This window comes from Acidimicrobiia bacterium, from assembly GCA_030584185.1.
Classification (GTDB): domain Bacteria; phylum Actinomycetota; class Acidimicrobiia; order Spongiisociales; family UBA11373.
In genome coordinates, this window is sequence record CP129495.1 from 632,174 (window position 1) to 648,908 (window position 16,735).

Here is a 16,735-nt window from a genome sequence, read left to right on the forward strand (position 1 = left end):
GTGCGTGCTTATGAGGGTCTGAAGCGCCGACCACAATGGCGGCGACATGCTCCGACGGTTCTCCTGGGCGGTGACCCTGCGCTGTCCCGACTGCGGCACTCCCGCCACGCGACGCTTTCGGCTCGTCGAGTCGTGCCAACACTGCCGACTGCGGTTCGAGCGACACGAGGGCTACTGGGTGGGAGCCGTGGCGGTCAACACCCTGGTGACGATCGCCTTCTTCATCACCTTCTTGGTTGGTTCGATGGTCCTCACCTGGCCCGATCCCCCATGGGGCGCCATCACAATCGCAGCCGTCATCGTCAACCTGGTGCTGCCGATCGCCTTCTACCCCTGGTCGAAGACGATCTGGGTCGCCTTCGACCTCGCGCTCCACCCGCCCCAACCCGAAGACAGGGTCTAGGCGCCCATCCGCGCCCGAAGCAGGTCGAGACCGATGGCGCCGGCTTCGAGCAGCCGAGAGTGGAAGATCTTCGGATCGAAGCCGGGCTTGCGGCTCGCCTCGTCCCGCATCTCCCGTATCGCCTTCTGCCCGAGCTTGTAGGAGATCGCCTGGCCCGGCCACCCGAGGTACCGGATCATCTCGGCCACCGACATGTCGTGACCCTGTGCGGCGTAACGCTCCAGCATCTCGACACCGAGTTCGAAGCGCCAGGGCTCTCCGGGGTGGAACTCCTGTCCCGCCGGGATCCGGTATCCGAGGTGGCTCCCGATGTCGATCACGACCCGGCAGGCGCGCAGCATCTCCGACGCCAGCTTCCCCATCACATAATCGGGCTTCTCCAGATACCCCAGCTCCTCCATCAGGTCCTCGGCGTACAGCGCCCATCCCTCCCCCGAGCCGCTGTACCAGACGGCCAGACGATGCAGGCGCGAGAGCCGCTCACCGGCGGTCACCTGCAGACCGAACTGGAGATGATGTCCCGGGAATCCCTCGTGGTAGGCAGTGGTCACCTCGTCGAAGAGGGGGATCACCTGCTGGTCCCCCTTGGACCACCACACCGTTCCCGGCCGGCTGAAGTCCTCCGAAGGGCCGTTGTAGTAGGCGCCGAGGGATCCCCCGGGCGGGGTCATCCGCACCTCGATGGTGCGGATCGGGTCGGGGACTTCGAAGTGCACCCCGTCCAGCTCGGTGAGCGCAGCCAGCTGGCGGTCCAGCATGATTCGCCGAAACTCCTCCTGACTGGTGGCGGCCCGAGCCGGATCGGTCTGGAGCAGTTCGAGAGCCTCGTCCAGGCTCCCACCGGGCACGATCTCCCCGGCCACCTGCTCCATCCTCCGCCGCAACCGGATGACCTCCTCCCAGCCCCACTCGTATGCGAGGGCGGGATCAACCGTCGCGCCCAGGAACCGGCGGGCCAGGCGCACGTATCGCTCCTCGCCCACGGCATCGTCGGCCGGCGCCGACGGCAGGTAGGTCCCCTCCAGATAGTCGGCCAGGGCGGAGAACCCCGACCGCGCCGCGGCCACCCCCGTCGCGACCGCCTCGGTCAACGCCGGATCGCCGATGCCTGCCTCCCGCATCGCCGCCGGAAGCGAGAGAAAGTGCGACCCGTCCCCGGCGTGATTGCGCGCCTGCCTCACCGCCTCGACCACCTGGCGGCGGGCGACGACCTTGCCCTGGCGGCGGGCCGCCTCCAGCCTCGAGGCGTACGCCGATGCGGCTGCGGGAAGCCCTTCGAGGCGGGCGGCGATGGCACGCCAGCCCTCGTCTGACTGCTGGTCCATCTGATCGAAGACGTCGCGAAGCGTCTGCAGCGTCGATGCGATGCTGTTCAGATCGAGCAGGTGCTCACCGTCGTCGAACTCGGCGAGGTTTCGCTCCAGTTCGTCCTCGGCGACCTGCCTGGCGAGAACGGCGAAGGGCTCCTCGGCCCGGGGGAGATTTCGAACCCTGAGCAGCTGGCCGCGGAACATGTCGGCCACCGCCTCCGAGCCTTCGAGTCCGAAGTCCTCCCAGCGGTCGTCGTGCCCGGCGATCCCGAGATAGGTGGCCAGCGTGGGGAGGGCGGCGGCGATCTCGTCGACCAGGTCGCTGCTCAGCGGATAGATCGGGTCGATCAAGAGAGGTCCTTCCGCAGACCGCCGGAACATAGCGGGTGGCAGGGGCCCCGTCACTAGGCTCCACGCTCCGTTGTCCCCGTCCCGCTCTTCGCGTCCGTTCGTCGGCGGCATCGTCGACGTGGCGCCGATCCTGCTCGGCGTGTTCCCGTTCGGTGTCATCGCCGGAGTGGCGGCGGTGGACGCAGGACTGTCGACTGCTCAGGCAATCGCGGCCTCTCCGATGATCTTCGCAGGCGCCTCCCAGCTGGCCACCATGGACCTGTTGTCGAGCGGCTCCGCCGCCGCCGTGGTGATCGCCACCGCCCTGGTGATCAACTCGCGCTTCGCCATGTACTCGGCGGCGCTGTCGCGACACCTCACCGGCCTCGGTGGCCCCCAGCGGGTCGTCGCCGCCTATCTCCTCACCGACCAGGCCTTTGCCGTCTCGGTGATTCGCTACGGGAGGGAGTCGTGGGACCTGGCATCCCGCTTCGCCTTCTACCTGGGGGCTGCGATGGGTCTCTGGTTCACCTGGATGGTGGCGACGGTGGCCGGGGTGTTCGTGGGCGCCGGGGTCCCACCGGAGTGGTCGCTCGACTTCGCCGTGCCATTGGTGTTCCTGGCGCTGCTCTTCCCGGCGATCAGGGACCGGGGGACCCGGACCGCCGCCATCGTGGCGGGCTCCGTCGCCGCCGTCGCCGGCGGCCTGCCCCTCAACCTCGGGCTGCTGGTGGCGGTCGCCTGCGGGCTTATCGCCGGTGTCGCCGCGGGGCGCCGATGACAAGCGGAACGGGCATCTGGCTGCTGCTGGCGATCATCGGGCTCGGGACCTGGCTGATCAGGCTCTCGTTCCTGGCCCTGCTCGGCCGCGTGGAGCGCGTTCCCCCGGCGGTCGAGCGGGTGCTCTCCATGATTCCCGCGGCGGTACTGGCAGCGCTCGTCGTCCCCGGTATCACCCGCGCCCAGGGACACCTCGACCTGGGTACGGCTCGTTTCGCCGCCGGTGTGCTGGCGGCCGTGGTCGCGTGGCGGACGAAGAACGTACTGGCGACGATCGCCGTCGGAATGGGAGTGCTCTGGATGCTGTCCGCCGTCAGCAGTTGAATGCGCCGGCTGCCAGGGCGTCGGCCGAGTCCGGGGCGGCCTCGAACCCGTCCTCGAACCCGAACTGGAACCCGGTTCCCGCTGGATCCCACTGGTAGAACCGGGAACGGACATCCCACAGGGTGCCCCCGGTCGCGCCGGCAGAGGTCTCGTACACACCGTCGGCGGCACAGGTGAGCCCCTCGCGGTGTGCGGCGCCGAACCCGTGAAGGAACTCGAGCGGCGGGTCGCCGGGCAGGTGGGCCACCTCGACGGTGCAGCTCGTCGTCAGGTAGTAGAAGGCGTACACGTCATGGCCCGAGAGCAGCGACTTCTCGGTGCGGATGAGCACGCCGTCGTTGGCGGGGCCGAAGTCGATCACACCGACGAATTCGGGCGGGAAGGCCGGTGCCGAAGGGGCGGCAAGTGGCGTCGAGATCATGTCGTTGGGGAAGAGGGCGAACCCGAGCCGATACTGGCCGCCGGATAGGTAGAGGATGGCTCCGTCGGCCTCCATGATCGAAAGGGGCTGCGGATCTCCGTCGAAGTTGCCCGGCCCCCCAGCCACCAGAGCCCCCTCGGCCAGTGGTTCAGCCGCCAGGGCGGCGCACCCCGCCCAGGGGTTCGGCGCAGCGGTGGTGACCGTGGTGGTGGCGGCAACCGTCGTGGTGGTCGCCGCCTCGGTGGTCGTGGTCGTGGCCACCGTCGGTCCTGTGGTGGTCGCAGCCTCGGTCGATGTCGTGACTGGGCCGGAAGTGGTCGTCGACTCCACCGTCGTGGTCGTCGAGTCGGCGGCGACCGGATCGCCTCCACCGCTCGACATGACGACCACCCCTAGGGTGATGACACCAACCACCGCCGCTGCGATCAACCAGCGGAGATCGGTGATGTTCATCTGGCCTCCTCCCCGTCAGCAGCCGAAACTGCCCGCCCCGAAGATGATGGCGTCGTCCGCAGGCGACGTGAGCGTCGAGATGGATGAGGTCTGCAGCTGGAACTCCAGCAAACCCGGCACCCAGAGGTACGACTTGGAGACGTACTCCCAGGTCACGCCGTCAGAGGAGGTGGCACTGGTCGTGGTGAGGGTGTCGCCGGAGCAGCTGAGCCCATCGAGATGGGTGACCGAGCCGCCGCTGAGGAAGTGGGCGGCGCTTCCGGTGCTCAACGTCGCCTCATAGAGATTGCAGCCGGCCCACACCACCGTCCCGATGATCTCGGTGGATGCTCCCCCGTCGATCCGAGCGAACCCGACCGGAAAGCCGTCGAAGCTGAAGATCGACACCGGCCACGCCGGGCCGAACACGGCGGTCCCCTGGGCGTATCCATTCGAGAGCCTGATCGCCACCCACCAGGTGCCGGCATCCTCGAAGGTGATGAGGCGGTCGAGCAGTCCGTCCCCGTTGAAGTCTGCTTCGGGGCCGAGGGTGGCGCCGGCCGGAACGCTGAGACCAGGGATGCCTGAACAGCTGCCCGCGGTGCCTCCGGTGGTGGTGGTCGCAGCCACCGTCGTCGTCGTGGCGGCGGTGGTAGTGGTGGCGGCGGTGGTAGTGGTGGCGGCGGTGGTAGTGGTCGCAGCCGCCGTCGTCGTGGTCGCCTCGGACGTTGTGGCGGGCTCGGCGAGGGTCGTGGTGGTCACAGACGTAGACGCAGCCGACTCATCCTCTCCTCCCCCGAGGAGAACCACCAGGAGCAGCACCACCAGCAGCGTCACCAGGGTTCCCGACAGGAAGAACACGAGACGCTTCTGTGCTTCGGTCACTGTCGATCCTTCCGATCGGCGCTGTGGGCTCGGTCAGGGAGAGTAGGGGCAGGAGAAGTCGGCATGGGAGAATATTGCGGCTTCATCGGCCGGGTACACCAGCGTGGATGCCGCCGCTCCGCCGAACAGGAGCCCCCTGGTGATCGGGTCCCAGTCGTAGCGATAGGTGAACGCCTCCCAATTCGTCCCATCGGACGTGGAGGCCGACAGGGCGGTGACGCCGTCCATGGCGCAGACCATTCCGTCCATGTGGGTGACTCCACCGCCCCGGACGAAAGTGGCCTCCCCGACGCCGTCGATGGTCGAGTAGGCGATGGAGCATCCGTTCAGCTGAACGAAACCGAACACCTGGGTGGAAGCGCCGGCGTCGACGGCGGCGATTCCAACCCACTTCGGGTCCCCGACGAAGGCCTGCGCCCCCAACGCCTCGGCGGGGCCGAACACCGCCATCTCTGTGGCGTAGCCGTAGGAGAGAGCGATCTGGACGCGGCCCGAACCGTCGGAGGCCTGATAGGCGACGAGCTGGTCGGCGGTCCCGTTGCCATCGAAGTCGCCGGCGGCCACCGTCACCCCGGGTCCCGGCGACGGCGTCGAAGCGCTGGGGAGGCCAGTACAGGGGCCGCTCGGCGCCGCCGTGGTGGTGGTCGTTGCAGCCGTCGTGGTAGTAGCCGCTGCAGTCGTGGTCGTTGCAGCAGTCGTCGCCGCCTCGGTCGAGGTGGTGCTGGCGGGTTCGGTCGTGGTGGCGGCCAGGCTCGTGGTGGTGGCCTCGGAGGTCGATGCGGCGGCAGTGGTGTCGCTGGATCCGTCGCCGCGGGTCAACACCACGGCGAGCAGCACGACACCCAGGGTGGCGGTGATCCCAAGGAGGAACATCAGAATCGTTCGGTTCCGGTCGTTCATGGGCACCTCCGTGGGGCGCGATGATACGACGGCAATCGCCGCGGGGCAGGGATCAACGGCTGGCCATGCGACCCAGCCGCTTCATGGCGGCCGCACCGACCAGGGCCGCCGCGGTCGAGATCGCCATGCCGAGGGCGGTCGCTCTGACCCCGAGCAGGTAGAGGTCGGCGTCGAATGCGAACTCGCCGTCGAGCTGACCGTCGCTCATGCCGAGCCCGGCACCGAACACGATCGCTGCGATCACGAACAGTGCCCACCACCAGCTCGTGATCGCCGAAACCCTCCGATTGCGCCACTCGGTCGAACCCTCCTCGGCAGCGATCAGGACCCGCTCCATCTCGTTCAGCACCAGCTTGGGGATGATGAAGTTGGCGAAGGGGATGAACCAGCCACCCACCGCCCAGCCGGCGCTCCACTTGCGGTTCGCCGCTCCCGAAGTCTCGACCACGCGGTAGGTCTGGTACCACCAGATCACGGCAAGGATCCCGGTCACCAGTGCGGCCAGGGAGAACACCGCCAGCACGGCCTCGGTCACCTCCTCGGCATCGACCAGTCGCCTCACCATGCCACCGTCCCCGGCCATCACATCGGCCACGAGTCGGGCTTCGTTGGAGGCCGCGATGGCTCCTGCCAGCGAAGCCGCTGCGGTGGCGTACAGAAACCCGCGCAGCGTGCTGATCAGGCCGGGGGCCACCCGGTAGCGTCCCGCATCGATCGTTTCGTCCGACGAAGTCATGGCGACCTCCTTCGTGGGCGCGTCATCGTGCGCCGAGGCTAACTGGTGACATGCGATCGCTAGTGTCGCTGCACTCATGTCCGAATCACTCGTCCAAGCCATGGGGCTAGAAAAGTCGTTCGGCAGCCTCGTCGCCGTCGGCGGGATCGACTTCGAGGTGCGCCGGGGAGAGGTCTTCGGGTTCCTAGGCCCCAACGGCGCCGGGAAGTCGTCGACGATGCGCATGATCGGGGCGGTGTCCCCATCGAGTGGCGGAACCCTGAGCGTCCTGGGCATGGACCCCGACCGCGACGGTCCCCGCATCCGGGCCCGCCTGGGCGTGGTGCCCCAAGAGGACAACCTCGACCTGGAGCTCACCGTCTACGAGAACCTGTTCATCTACGGGCGCTACTTCGGCCTTCCCCGCAAGGTGATCGACGAACGCATCGACGAGCTGCTGCGTTTCGCCCAGCTCGACGAGCGCCGCAAGAGCAAGGTGGAGCCGCTGTCGGGTGGAATGAAGCGTCGCCTCACCATCGCCCGGGGACTGATCAATCGGCCGGAGATGCTCATCCTGGACGAACCGACCACCGGGCTCGACCCTCAGGCCCGCCACCTGCTCTGGGACCGCCTCTACCGCCTGAAGCAGGAGGGGGTCACCCTGATCATCACCACCCACTACATGGACGAGGCGGAACAGCTCTGCGATCGCCTGGTCATCATGGACAAGGGCAAGATCGTGGCCGAGGGCTCCCCACGGGGGTTGATCGAGGAGCACTCCAGCCGCGAGGTCCTGGAGCTTCGATTCCCGGTCGGGACCCAGCAGGACCACGCCGCCGAGCTCGAAGGGCTGGCCGAGCGCGTGGAGGTGCTGCCCGATCGAGTGCTGCTCTACACCGGCGACGCCGACGAGGCGGCGGCCGCCGTACACGCCCGCGGGATCATCCCCGAGTCCACGGTGAGCCGGCGCGCCACGCTGGAGGACGTGTTCCTCGGGCTCACCGGCCGCACCCTGGTGGACTGATGGCCGCCACCCCGCTGCGGGTTCTCGAGGCATCGGCCCGGGTGTATCGCCGCACCTGGCGGGGAAGCGTCGTCAGCACCTTCCTCAACCCGGTCCTGTTCCTGCTCGCCATGGGAATGGGCCTGGGCAAGCTGGTGGACGCCGGCGGAGGCGAAGCGACCCTCGACATCACCTACCTCAAGTTCCTCGCCCCTGGCCTGCTCGCCGCCACCGCCATGACCACCGGTGCCGGCGACTCAGCCTTCCCCGTGATGGCAGGCATCAAGTGGCGCAAGACGTTCGAGGCGGTCCTGGCCACCCCGGTTGGGGTGCGCGACCTGGTGGTGGGACTGATCTCATGGGTGGGCGTCCGGCTGTTGTTCGTCACCCTCGTCTACTCGGGCGTGATGACCGCCTTCGGGGCAACCACGGTGGTCGAGGGCCTGCTCGCCGTGCCGCCTGCGGTGCTCACAGGAGTGGCGTTCGCCGCAGTGATCGTCGCCTACACCGCCCGGCTCGAAGACGAACAGGGACTCGCCAGCCTGTTCCGGTGGGGGATCACCCCGCTGTTCCTCTTCTCGGGGACGTTCTTCCCGGTATCGCAGCTGTGGGGATGGATGCAGCCCGTCGCCTACACCACCCCCCTGTTCCACGGTGTGTCGCTGTGCCGAGGGCTGGCACTCGGAACCGGCTACGTCGTCCATCCGCTGTTCAGTGCCGCCTACCTTCTCACGATGCTCGGCCTCGGGCTGCTGGTGGCCAACCGCTACATGACCCGGAGGCTGGTCAAGTGACCGGTCCTGCAACACTCGTGCCGCGGGTCGCTCCTCCGTTTATTCGTGGCAGCGCCGTTCGCATGCTGGAACGCAGTGCCCTCGTCTACCGGCGCATCTGGGTGCTGGTTCTCTCCGGGTTCTTCGAACCCATCTTCTATCTGTTCTCCATTGGGGTCGGGGTGGGAGCACTGGTGGGTGATGTGTCCGTGGGCGGCGGGCGCACCGTGGAGTACGCAGCCTTCGTGGCTCCGGCACTGCTCGGGGCGTCGGCCATGAACGGCGCCATCTACGAGTCCACCTTCAACATCTTCTTCAAGCTCCGCTACGGGAAGGTCTACGACGCCATCCTCGCCACACCGATGGAGCCTCGGCACATCGCCGTCGGCGAGATCGCCTGGTCCCTGGGTCGCGGGCTGCTGTACGCCACCGCATTCCTGATCGTGATCACCGGATTCGGATACGTGGAGTCGGCGTGGGCGGTGCTGGCGGTGCCGGCGGCGGTGCTCATCGGGTTCGCCTTCGCCGCCCTGGGGATGGCCGCCACCACCTTCATGAAGTCGTGGCAGGACTTCGACCTGGTGAACATGGTCACCCTGCCGCTGTTCCTCTTCTCGGCAACCTTCTATCCGATCGACGTGTACCCGGAGGCGTTCCAGGCGTTCACCCGCCTTTCACCCCTGTATCACGGGGTCGAGCTGATCCGGGCGCTCACGCTCGGCACATTCGACTGGAGCATCGCCGCCCACGTCGGGGTGTTGCTCGGACTCGGGATGGTGGGAGCGGCGATCACGGCCCGCAGGCTGAACAAGCTGCTGCTCTCCTAGGGAGTGGTCGCCGCCCCGCGCCGCCCGACGGTCAGTACCAGCACCACACGCACCAGGTAGTCGACGAGGAACAGTGCCGCCAGGGCCACCGGCACCTCGCTGCGCACACCGAGCGCCAGCAGCACGGGAACGGCATTCGCCACGACCGAGCGCATCGCCCCCTGACCGTGCATGCGGGCGAAGTTGGCGGTGAGCCTCTCCCCCGGGCCGGCCAGGACCGGGACCAGGTAGGCGAGCGAACCGAACAGCACCAAGCCGACCCCGGCCGCTCCCACGGCCGTGGCCCGAGCGTAGAGGAGATGACCTTCGGCGAGCAGGGTGTAGGCCTCGTGCCCCACCCATCCGGTGAGCCACAGCGATCCGCTCAGGATGAGCAGGGCGGGCAACCCACCCCGCAGCAGCCGGGCGATGCCCAGGCGACTCACGATCCCACCGAGGATGAGCGCCGCTGCCGCCCCGACCAGGATGCAGCCGATGCCGACCACGGCTGGCCCCGACACGATCCCGGCGGTGAACAGGGCGAATGCGCCGACACACAGCCAGAAGGCGGCGACCGCCTCCTTGCCCGACACCAGCTTGTGGCGGGCGGTCGTCGGGAGCAACGTGGGAAGCGTCCCCAGGATGCTGAACCCGACGAGGCCGACCAGGTTGAGGTGCATGTGGGCGGTGCGCAGATCGAGGTAGGAAGATCCCCCCACCCCGGAGCCGATGATGCCACCAAGGGTGACCCCTACTGCTCCCGAGGCAAGCGCAAGCAGGTAGAAGCGCGAGGCGAGATCGAACCTGCGCAGCAACGAACGACGAACGATGCCGACGAGGATCCAACCCAGTGCCACCAGGCCGATGCCGACCAGTGTGGCGCCGGAGATGGTCATCCAGTCCACTTCGTTGGCAACGCCGAGCACCGCCAGGAGGGCACCCACGGCAAGCGACCATCGCTGCGCTGCAGCAAGGCGGGGATCGGCCGGAACCGACGCCGACCAGGTGGTCGAGAAGAGCTGGGTGGCGCCGGAGATTGCGAGAAGAACCGTGCCCGCCATGAATGCGTGGAGTGGACCCCACCAGGTGCCTTCACCACCGATGGCGCGCAGGACTCCCCAGATCGCAGCCCACGCCATGAAGATGGCCCCGAGGCGGAGTGCCGATGCGGCGACCCCGTGCGAACGCGCCACGCGTCGCTGCCTTCCCGTCTCGACCTGCATGGATTCGAGGTTAGGCGGGGTGGGAGTCCATCAGAGCCGACCGCCGGGGGTGGCCTCGAAGTCGTCGATGTCGAGCGCATGGCGAGGCCGCGGCGGGCGACGCCACGACGAGATACTCGCACCACAGTGGACCACGGCCCGCGAAGGGATGGACTCCCAGGGGGAGTGAAGCCTGCGAGCGCGACGCCGTACCACCCCTACGAGCAGAAGCGTGAGCACCGACAGGGCGATGCCGAGCAGGGGACGCGCCAGACCCCGGGTGACCACGAGCCACCACACCCACGCCCCACCCAGGCCGTACACGAGAGTCAGGTAGGCAGCGATGATCGGAGAGTACCTGGGGCATGCACCCCGTATAGGGTGCCGGATCGACTCAGCCGATACTGGAGGACCATGAACGCCAAGCTGTTCGCCGTCGCACTCCCCGTGTTCTTTGCCATCGACATGGTGTGGCTCGGCCTGGTCGCCAAGGGCTTCTACCGGCGCCAGCTCGGTGCCCTGATGCGCACCGACGTGAACTGGGCGGCCGCCATCGTCTTCTACCTGCTGTTCATCCTGGGCCTTGTCGTGTTCGTGGTGGCTCCAGCCGTGGACGCCGGCTCGTGGACTGAGGCGGTGTGGCGCGGGGCCCTGTTCGGGCTGGTGACGTACGCCACATACGATCTGACCAACCTCGCCACGCTTCGCGACTGGCCGCTTCCGATGAGCCTGGTCGACCTGGCCTGGGGAGCCGTCCTGGCGTCCTCGGTGGCGGTGGCAACCTACGGGATCGGAACCCGGCTAGGGGTGTGAGCCGCACGGGCCGGAGAGGGCAGCGGGCGAGACTTTCCATCGGGGCCTGCCCCCGGTTGACTCCCATTTGCGGGGGAAGGAAAGACCGAAACGCAGCATCGCCCCCGAAAAGGGGGCGATGCAAGTGGAGGTGCGGGGAGTCGAACCTCGAGAGATGAGGCAGACCCGTGTTTCCTATTGAGGTCGTGGATCTGCTCCCCCGTGAGAGCGCCTCCCACTCGAGGAGCCAAGTCGCTTCAACAGCAACACAGGTCAGAGGATTGACAAAATACTGCCGATACCGGTATAGTTTTGTCATGTCACTGGTAGACGTTGCGGAGGCTGCTCAGCAACTGGGTGTGAGCCCGAGGCGAGTACGGCAGATGCTGGCCGACGAACTCGTGCCCGCGGTTCGTATCGGTCGAGCGTGGGCTGTGGAACAACGCCACGTCGACCACCTCAAGAACCACCGAGCCTCCGCCGGGAGACCGTGGAGTCCTTCATCAGCATGGGCAGCCCTCGCCGCGGCCGATGGTCGTGAGCATTCGCTCTCTTCTGTTGATCGGTCGCGGGCTCGCCGCCGTCTCGGTCGGGCAGGGCTCGTTGGAATCGCCGAGAGGCTGGCAGCCCGAGCCGACTCCAGGCGATTCTATGGACACCCCTCCGTACTGGAGCGGCTCGGAAACGCACCCGATGTCGTCCGCTCGGGGGTGAGTGCAGCAAAGGAGCATGGTGCCGATCTTCTCGCATGGGGTTTCCTGGAGGCGTACGTCCCGAGGTCCGCCGCGGACGGCATCATCAGCAAGTACGCACTCGACGAGGATGCCGAGCGGGCGAATATCGTCCTCAGGATCGTCGAAGACTCGGCGTGGCCGTTTGCTCCAGGTGAACGTTTCGCCCCCAGAGCGGTCGTCGCCATCGACCTACTCGAGTCGGGGGATGAGCGATCACGTCGATCCGGTCTGGCACTGGCACGGCAGTCGCCATGATGGAGAGCCCCACTATCCAACGGGGACCCGTCCGGTTGCCGAGCCTCCCTGGGCAGGCTGATGAGTTGTGGGAAACGCTCATCGAGCTCTGGAAACGTCGCCCAGGCGGCTGGACTCTCATCGGCGGACAGATGGTGCTGTTGCACGCCCTGGAGAACCTTGCGACACCCCCGCGGATTTCGACCGATCTCGATGTCCTGGTGAATGCACGGCTGGTGACTGGCGCAACGGCTGAGTTCGCAGCCGAACTCTCAGCTTGGGGATTCGACATGGACGGTGCATCCCCAACCGGTGTTGCTCACCGCTACGTTCGCCACGGAGTGGCGATCGACGTCTTGGCGCCTGAAGGAGTTGGTGGCCGAGCCAACCTGACGACGACGCCGCCGAATCGAACCGTATCGGTTCCTGGCGGAACACAGGCTCTCGCTAGGACCGAGCTGTTGCCGGTCCTGACGGCAGCTAGCGAAGGACTCGTGCCGAGACCTTCGCTGTTGGGGGCTCTCGTGGTGAAGGCGGCTGCCGTTGATGTTGACGATGCTCCCCAGGCGCAACTGCAAGACCTTGCCTTCCTTCTGACTCTCGTCGACGATCCCGTTGAGCTTGCGAGCCAGCTAACCCGCAAGGATCGGACTCGGATTCGATCCCGATCGGAGCTCTCCGACGGTTCAGACGCGGTCTGGCGAACCCTGAGCCAAGAGCAGGCCGATCGAGCGAGAGCGGCACTCAGAATCCTCTCGGCCTGATCACCTGCGTGATGGCCACCCCCAACCACCCACCAACAGCACCCCCACCCACCCCGACCAACATCAGCCGGGCAACAAACAGAGCCTCCCCGCCCGAAACGGGGCATCGCCCCCGAAAAGGGGGCGATGCAAGTGGAGGTGCGGGGAGTCGAACCCCGGTCCTCCGCCGTTTCGATGCCGGCATCTCCGAGCGCATCCGATGGAGTGGATTCGGGAGACGAGGCCCCATCGGAAGGTGGTCCCGTTCCCTATCCGGTGTGTCTCAGCCCGCCGCTACCGGAGTCCCGGCGGGAGCCTCCCCCATTGCGGCGCCCGGGTCCGGCGAGGGGGGAGCCCACCGGTCGGACGGGCTGCGCTAGTTAGGCAGCCAGTGCGAAGTTGTCTTCGGCACTTGTGTTTGATCCCGGTTCTTTAACGAGGACTCCGGGGACCTCGGCTCGCTTCCGGCACCTCCACCGTCGGAGTCGAAACCAGTTCACCCCCGTGTTGGTGCCCACCAACTGTACAACGCGGTGCCGTCAAGACCAGTTCCCACCGAATGCCATCAGTCGAGGCTCTTGTGACGGATCGCCCGCTGCATCTCGCGATCCGCCTGGCGGCGCTTGATCGTCTCGCGCTTGTCGAAACGGACCTTGCCTTTGGCGAGACCCAACTCCACTTTGGCCAGACCCTTCTTGAAGTAGATCCGCAGCGGCACGACGGTGAGGCCCTTCTCGGCGACCTTGGCCGCCATCCGGTCGATCTCTGCTCGATGCAGCAACAGCTTGCGGGTCCGCTCCGGGTCGTGCCCCCCATCTCGGGCGAAGCCGTAGGGAGAGATCCGCACCCCGAACAGCCAGAACTCGCCACCGTCGACGGCGGCGTAGGCGTCCTTGAGATCGACGAGCCCGGCGCGCATCGACTTGACCTCCGAGCCGGTGAGCGACAGCCCCGCCTCCACCGTCTCCAGGATCTCGTAGTCGAAGCGGGCCCGCCGGTTGGTCGACACCACCTTGATTCCCGGCTCTGGGGTCTTGGCCATCGGCAGCCACCGCACCGCCGGGACCTCAGTCCCGGAGGAACCCCCACATTCCGAAGGCGCTACCCATGAGGCCGGTACCGGCCCCGAACCCGAGCACGATGATCGACTGGCGCAGCATGAACTCGAACGGGACCACCACCGACGCCGGGTCGATGGCAGTGGAGAAGAGCCCGGCGATCGAGCCGCGAACCCCCCACACCAGCAACACCGCCAGCGCAGCCCCGGCAATCCCCTCGAGCAGACCCTCGAGGAGGAAGGGAATCCGCACGAACCAGTTGCCGGCGCCGACCAGCTTCATGATCGATATCTCGTCGCGGCGGGCGAAGATGGCGATGCGGATGGTGTTGGCGATCAGCACCACCGCCGATGCTCCCAACACGACGACGATCCAGAAGGCGAAGGTGCGCAGGCGATCCGATCGAGCCACGAGGGCGTCGATCGCCTCATCGGCAGCGGAGACCTGTTGGATGCCCGGGATCACCACCAGACGGTCGGTGATCTCGGCGTAGGCGGCGGCCTCACGCGGGGCGATCCGCAGCGAGGCCGGCAGGACGGATGGGTCCTCCTCGACCACGTCGATCAGAGACTGCTGGTCGGCGAATAGCTCACGGAACTCGATGAGCGCCTCGGCCTTCGAGAAGTAGGTGACGCTCTCCACCTCCTCCCATGACTGCACCTCCGCCTGCAGGGCGTCGATGTCGTCCAGGCCGAGGTCGTCGGAGAGAAAGGCGATCACCCGAACGTTGTCGTCCCAACGCCCGATGTCCTCGTCTATCGACCAGCGCAGGACGATCGTGCCGAAGACCAGGGTCAGCATCACGAACACGGCGACGACGGCGGCGAACACCACCAGCACGTTGCGGCGCAGATTGGACAGAGCCTGCCCGAGCAGGTACTGGAACCTCATAGGCCGCCGTTCCCCGGGCTCTGCTCGTCGGCCTGTTTCCCATCGGGACCACCGTCGAAAGCCGGCATCTCACCCGTCTCGTACGAGCCCCGGCTCTGGTCGCGCACCACACGGCCCCGCTCCAAGGCCACCACCCGGCGCCGCATGGCATCGACGATGGCGTGATCGTGGGTCGCCATCACCACGGTGGTGCCGGTCCGGTTGATGCGGTCGAGAAGCCTCATGATCCCCACCGAGGTGGCCGGATCGAGGTTCCCGGTCGGCTCGTCGGCGAGGAGTATCAGCGGGCGGTTGACGAAGGCGCGGGCGATCGATACCCGCTGCTGCTCGCCACCAGACAGCTGGGTTGGGAGGCGGTCGGCCTTGGCTCCCAAACCGACCAAGTTGAGGACCTGGGGAACCTGACTGCGGATCACGTGCCTGGGGCGTCCGATCACCTCGAGGGCGAATGCGACGTTCTCGAAGACGGTCTTGGTCGGAAGCAGCTTGAAGTCCTGGAACACGGTGCCGATGGAGCGCCGCAGCAGGGGCACCTTCCATGAGGGGAGGCGGGTGATCGCCTTGCCCGCCACCCAGATCTCGCCTTCAGACGGCAGCTCCTGGCGGAGCATCAAACGGATCAGGGTCGACTTTCCCGAGCCGGAAGGCCCGACCAGGAACACGAACTCGCCCTTGTTGATCTCGAGGGAGACATCGCGAACGGCGACGGTTCCACCGTCGTACACCTTGGTGACGTCTTCGACCCGGATCATGCAGCGCCCTCCCGGAGCGCGGCGCGACGGCATCCGCTCCGCGCCTCACGACCGGGGCGAGGTTAGTGGTGACCCGGTGCTGTGAAGCGGATTGGGAATCGGGTCATGAGGCCCCGGCCTGTTCGGCCTTCTCCCGCCGCCACTGCAGGTAGGCGTCCACGAAGGGGTCGAGTTCGCCGTCGAGGACACCCTGCACGTTGCCGACCTCCACTCCGGTGCGCAGGTCCTTCACCATCTGGTACGGCTGAAGGACATATGACCGAATCTGGCGACCCCAGGCGGCCTCGCCCTGGTCGCCCCGAATCTCGTCCAATTCGGCCAACTGGTCGCGCCGTGCAGCCTCAGCCAGCCTCGCAGCCAACAGGGCCATCGCCCGGTTCCGGTTCTGCAGCTGGGACCGCTCCGCCTGGCAGGCGACCACGATTCCGCTGGGCAGGTGTGTGATGCGAATCGCCGAGTCGGTCTTGTTCACGTGCTGCCCCCCTGCGCCCGAGGCGCGGAAGGTGTCGATCCGAAGATCGTCGGAGTCGATGGCGACGTCGGCGATCTCCACCTCGGGGATGACGTCGACGCCTGCGAACGAAGTATGGCGGCGCGAGGCCGAGTCGAAGGGGCTGATCCTCACCAGCCGGTGCACGCCCCGCTCGCCCTCCAGCGTTCCGTAGGCGTGCTCGCCGCGGACCGAGATCGTCGCCGACCTGAGTCCGGCCTCTTCGGCCTCGATGACCTCGTCGACCTCTACGTCGAATCCGTGCAGCTCGAAGTACCGCAGGTACATGCGCAGCAGCATCTCGGCCCAGTCGGAGGCATCCACGCCGCCGGCCCCGGCATGTATCGAGACGATGGCGGGACGATCGTCGTAGGGGCCGAAGAACAGCGTCTCGCGCTCCAGGACGGCCAGGTCGGACCCGATGCGGGCCAGCTCGCCTGCCACCTCGGCAAGCACCCGGTCGTCGCCCTCGTCCTCGGCCAGACCGAGCAGGATCTCGGCATCTTCGATGGCGGCCTCGGTGCGAGCCACGCGGTCGACGACCGCCTCGAACCTGGAGAGCGTCCGGGTCACCTCTCGGGCCCGGGCCTGGTCCTCCCACAACTCGGGTGCGGCCGCCTGCTCTCTCAGCGCGGGCAGCGCCTCCGACTTCGCCGCGACGTCAAAGGAACCTCCTGGCGTCGTCGAGACGGGCGCGCAGGTCGGCGATCGCTGCTCTGGGGTCGGTGTCCATCGGAAGGTAACGGTAGCGACCGCG

The 16,735-nt window shown here is 67.3% G+C and carries 20 protein-coding genes and 1 other RNA gene; 9 read left to right on the plus strand and 12 right to left on the minus strand.

Annotation, left to right across the window (positions count from 1 at the left end):
- Window positions 1–46 precede the first annotated feature (46 nt).
- Window positions 47–403, plus strand: a complete 357-nt coding sequence (locus QY307_03245; GenBank protein ID WKZ83267.1) for a DUF983 domain-containing protein — start codon at window positions 47–49, stop codon at window positions 401–403.
- On the opposite strand, the gene QY307_03250 is transcribed toward QY307_03245, so the two are convergent.
- Window positions 400–2,064 carry a DUF885 domain-containing protein gene (locus tag QY307_03250; GenBank protein WKZ83268.1) on the minus strand — a complete coding sequence of 555 codons (1,665 nt, stop codon included), beginning with the start codon at window positions 2,062–2,064 and terminating at the stop codon, window positions 400–402. The two genes, QY307_03245 and QY307_03250, sit on opposite strands and share 4 nt — an antisense overlap.
- 70 nt (window positions 2,065–2,134) lie before the next feature.
- Between QY307_03250 and QY307_03255 the strand changes: the two genes are divergently transcribed.
- Both QY307_03255 and QY307_03260 read left to right on the plus strand, forming a co-directional pair.
- Window positions 2,135–2,824 carry an AzlC family ABC transporter permease gene (locus tag QY307_03255; GenBank protein ID WKZ83269.1) on the plus strand — a complete coding sequence of 230 codons (690 nt, stop codon included), beginning with the start codon at window positions 2,135–2,137 and terminating at the stop codon, window positions 2,822–2,824.
- The gene (locus QY307_03260; protein WKZ83270.1) at window positions 2,821–3,147 is read left to right on the plus strand and encodes an AzlD domain-containing protein; all 327 of its coding nucleotides are present in this window, start codon (window positions 2,821–2,823) and stop codon (window positions 3,145–3,147) included. The genes QY307_03255 and QY307_03260 overlap by 4 nt, the downstream gene beginning before the upstream one ends.
- Here QY307_03260 and QY307_03265 read toward each other — a convergent pair.
- From QY307_03265 to QY307_03280, 4 genes are read right to left on the minus strand one after another with little or no spacing between them, the layout of a single operon-like run.
- A complete protein-coding gene (locus QY307_03265; protein WKZ83271.1) occupies window positions 3,137–4,021 on the minus strand; it encodes a hypothetical protein in 885 nt (294 codons plus the stop codon). The genes QY307_03260 and QY307_03265 overlap by 11 nt on opposite strands.
- A gap of 15 nt (window positions 4,022–4,036) precedes the next feature.
- Window positions 4,037–4,885, minus strand: coding sequence for a hypothetical protein (locus QY307_03270; GenBank protein ID WKZ83272.1), 849 nt, complete (start codon window positions 4,883–4,885; stop codon window positions 4,037–4,039).
- 33 nt (window positions 4,886–4,918) lie between these two features.
- Window positions 4,919–5,785, minus strand: a complete 867-nt coding sequence (locus tag QY307_03275) for a hypothetical protein (protein WKZ83273.1) — start codon at window positions 5,783–5,785, stop codon at window positions 4,919–4,921.
- Between the two features lie 52 nt (window positions 5,786–5,837).
- The gene (locus QY307_03280) at window positions 5,838–6,521 is read right to left on the minus strand and encodes a DUF4328 domain-containing protein (protein ID WKZ83274.1); all 684 of its coding nucleotides are present in this window, start codon (window positions 6,519–6,521) and stop codon (window positions 5,838–5,840) included.
- Between the two features lie 76 nt (window positions 6,522–6,597).
- On the opposite strand from QY307_03280, the gene QY307_03285 reads away from it, so the two are divergent.
- Genes QY307_03285 through QY307_03295 form a run of 3 tightly spaced genes read left to right on the plus strand, consistent with a single transcriptional unit; the run spans window position 6,598 to window position 9,103 of the window.
- The gene (locus QY307_03285) at window positions 6,598–7,524 is read left to right on the plus strand and encodes an ABC transporter ATP-binding protein (protein ID WKZ83275.1); all 927 of its coding nucleotides are present in this window, start codon (window positions 6,598–6,600) and stop codon (window positions 7,522–7,524) included.
- A complete protein-coding gene (locus QY307_03290; protein ID WKZ83276.1) occupies window positions 7,524–8,297 on the plus strand; it encodes an ABC transporter permease in 774 nt (257 codons plus the stop codon). The genes QY307_03285 and QY307_03290 overlap by 1 nt, the downstream gene beginning before the upstream one ends.
- Complete coding sequence (locus QY307_03295) at window positions 8,294–9,103, plus strand: ABC transporter permease (GenBank protein WKZ83277.1); 810 nt, start codon at window positions 8,294–8,296, stop codon at window positions 9,101–9,103. Before QY307_03290 ends, QY307_03295 begins: the two co-directional genes overlap by 4 nt.
- Here the strand turns inward: QY307_03295 and QY307_03300 are convergent.
- Both QY307_03300 and QY307_03305 read right to left on the minus strand, forming a co-directional pair.
- Complete coding sequence (locus QY307_03300) at window positions 9,100–10,305, minus strand: hypothetical protein (GenBank protein WKZ83278.1); 1,206 nt, start codon at window positions 10,303–10,305, stop codon at window positions 9,100–9,102. The genes QY307_03295 and QY307_03300 overlap by 4 nt on opposite strands.
- A 30-nt stretch (window positions 10,306–10,335) precedes the next feature.
- A complete protein-coding gene (locus QY307_03305) occupies window positions 10,336–10,608 on the minus strand; it encodes a hypothetical protein (GenBank protein WKZ83279.1) in 273 nt (90 codons plus the stop codon).
- 90 nt (window positions 10,609–10,698) lie between these two features.
- Between QY307_03305 and QY307_03310 the strand changes: the two genes are divergently transcribed.
- From QY307_03310 to QY307_03320, 3 genes are all read left to right on the plus strand, one after another.
- Window positions 10,699–11,097 (plus strand): DUF2177 family protein, encoded by a 399-nt coding sequence (locus QY307_03310; GenBank protein WKZ83280.1) that lies wholly within the window; start codon window positions 10,699–10,701, stop codon window positions 11,095–11,097.
- A gap of 296 nt (window positions 11,098–11,393) precedes the next feature.
- Window positions 11,394–12,065 (plus strand): helix-turn-helix domain-containing protein, encoded by a 672-nt coding sequence (locus QY307_03315; GenBank protein WKZ83281.1) that lies wholly within the window; start codon window positions 11,394–11,396, stop codon window positions 12,063–12,065.
- Window positions 12,066–12,130: 65 nt separating this feature from the next.
- Window positions 12,131–12,808 (plus strand): hypothetical protein, encoded by a 678-nt coding sequence (locus QY307_03320; protein WKZ83282.1) that lies wholly within the window; start codon window positions 12,131–12,133, stop codon window positions 12,806–12,808.
- A gap of 130 nt (window positions 12,809–12,938) precedes the next feature.
- Here the strand turns inward: QY307_03320 and ssrA are convergent.
- From ssrA to prfB, 5 genes are all read right to left on the minus strand, one after another.
- Window positions 12,939–13,291: a transfer-messenger RNA gene (gene ssrA / locus QY307_03325) on the minus strand.
- A gap of 61 nt (window positions 13,292–13,352) precedes the next feature.
- Window positions 13,353–13,829, minus strand: coding sequence for an SsrA-binding protein SmpB (smpB, locus tag QY307_03330; protein ID WKZ83283.1), 477 nt, complete (start codon window positions 13,827–13,829; stop codon window positions 13,353–13,355).
- 25 nt (window positions 13,830–13,854) lie between these two features.
- Complete coding sequence (locus tag QY307_03335; GenBank protein WKZ83284.1) at window positions 13,855–14,736, minus strand: permease-like cell division protein FtsX; 882 nt, start codon at window positions 14,734–14,736, stop codon at window positions 13,855–13,857.
- Window positions 14,733–15,488, minus strand: a complete 756-nt coding sequence (ftsE, locus tag QY307_03340; protein WKZ83285.1) for a cell division ATP-binding protein FtsE — start codon at window positions 15,486–15,488, stop codon at window positions 14,733–14,735. Before ftsE ends, QY307_03335 begins: the two co-directional genes overlap by 4 nt.
- Window positions 15,489–15,591: 103 nt before the next feature.
- A protein-coding gene (prfB, locus tag QY307_03345) for a peptide chain release factor 2 (GenBank protein ID WKZ83286.1) occupies window positions 15,592–16,711 on the minus strand; the annotation gives its coding sequence in 2 pieces (ribosomal slippage) (window positions 15,592–16,653 and window positions 16,655–16,711; 1,119 coding nt in all).
- Between the last annotated feature and the right edge of the window lie 24 nt (window positions 16,712–16,735).